This window comes from Methylobacterium sp. 174MFSha1.1 (assembly GCF_900116815.1).
Lineage (GTDB): Bacteria > Pseudomonadota > Alphaproteobacteria > Rhizobiales > Beijerinckiaceae > Methylobacterium.
In genome coordinates, this window is sequence record NZ_FPCB01000086.1 from 1 (window position 1) to 1,803 (window position 1,803).

The 1,803-nt window shown below is 60.6% G+C and carries 1 protein-coding gene and 1 pseudogene; both read right to left on the reverse strand.

The window, feature by feature from the left end; genetic code table 11:
• Positions 1 to 493: pseudogene (locus BM430_RS33670) on the reverse strand (flagellar hook protein); the annotation flags it as partial.
• An 845-nt stretch (positions 494 to 1,338) separates the two neighbouring features.
• The coding region (locus tag BM430_RS33675; protein ID WP_280142303.1) for a flagellin at positions 1,339 to 1,803 on the reverse strand (465 nt) is incomplete at its 5' end.

Here is a 1,803-nt window from a genome sequence, read left to right on the forward strand (position 1 = left end):
TGTTGGCGGTGGTGTCCAGGGTGGCGGAGCCGGTGCCGGCGGTCAGCGTCATGGCGAGGTTGCCGGAGGCCGAGCCGATCGCACCATCACTGGTCACCGAGGTCGCACCGACCGACAGGAGGTTGTTGGCGGTGGCGCCGTTGAGCGAGGTCGAGGAGACGCTGGCCTTGGCGGTGAAGGCGTTGGAGGCGGACAGCGCCTGCTGGGCGACGGACTTGAGCTGATCGGTCAGGCCCTGCAGCTTGGTCAAGCCGGTATTGGCGGCCTGGATCGTCTGGATGCCGTTCGATACACCGTCAAGAAGGCTGGTCAACGCAGACGAACGCGAGGACAGGCTCTGAGCGGTAAAGTAGTTGCTCGGGCTGTCGAGGGCGCTGTTGACCTTCTTGCCGGTCGCGAGGCGAGACTGCGTCGTGGAGAGCAGATCGGCTGTACCCTGGAGCGACAGGAGGTTCTGACGGGTAGCGGCCGAGAGGGTGATGCCGGAAGACATGGGGCGATCCTATTGATCGGAAGACCTTCGTGTTTTGAAGGCATGGTCAGATTGACTCGTCGCCCTTGCTCGGTCCTTACCGCAAAGCTGAAAAGGCTTCCGTTCCCCCAGATCTGATGGTCATGACTTGCAGAACATTAATGATCACGCCCACCTTCATTGATCAATTTACCTTAATGAGATGGTTACCATGTTCCTGCGCGGACGGGGGCGGATAGCCGAGGGCTCGAATGCGAGATGGCAATGGTTCGCGCTGCTTGAGGGCCTGTCAGGTACAAGCGGCTACGGGAAAGATGCCACTACAACGCCCATGGCAAGCGTCGCCGCTCCGATTGCCGGCTGATCCAGCCGCCGGTTCTGCGTAAACAAGCTCGGAGGCATCCATCACGCCGCAGAGATTCTCATGACCTGCTTGAGTGACCCGACCGAATTGACACCCTTTGTGTCATTCCGGAGCCGCGTGAGCGGAGCCCAGGATCCATAACCGCTGACGATGCAGGACAAAGCGGGCCGTTTTCCACCTCATCCTGGACGGTGAGCGGTCATGGATCCAGAGTTCTCTACTTCGTCGAGACCCGGGATGACGGGGAGAGATGGCGGCATCTGGAATACATAATTGGCGTGATGGGTTGAGCAGGATCGGGCACAACGAAAAAAATCCCAAGCAGATGCGCATCGTATGCGTCTGCTTGGGATTTTTTGGATCGGCGCCGAACGAAGCGAAACAATGGACCGCGTATCATGCAGCCCGTCTAAGAGGGGCCGTATGGCAGGCTCGAAAGGCTTGAAGCTTCCCGTCTCCAACGCGAGAGACGGGAAGCTCCGCACCTTCTCGCATTGCGCAATCAGCCGCGCAGAAGCTGAAGAATGCCCTGCTGGGCTTGGTTGGCGAGCGACAGGGCCGAGATGCCGAGCGAGTTGCGGGTCGAGAGAGCCTGCGAGTTCGCCGCCTCCTCGTTCAGATCCGCATTCGTCAGGTTCGCCGCGCCCGTATCGAGCACGTTGATCATCTGCTTGGTGAAGTCCTGCCGGTTCTGCACCACCGCCAAGTTGGCACCCAGGGTCGAGGCCTGGTTCTGGAGCGCGCTGTTGGCGCTGTTGATCGTTGCGATGACCGCATTGATCGAGTTGCTGTCCTGGAAGTCGGTCTGGCCGACCGCGACCAGATTGAGGCCCGACGCCGTCACCGCCGTGCCGGAGACCTTGAGCGAGGAGGTGCCCTTCTCGTTGAAGCTGACGTTGACCGTGTCGCCCGCCAGCAGGTTCGTGCCGTTGAAGCCCGAATCCGCAGCCATCTGGTCGATCTGGTT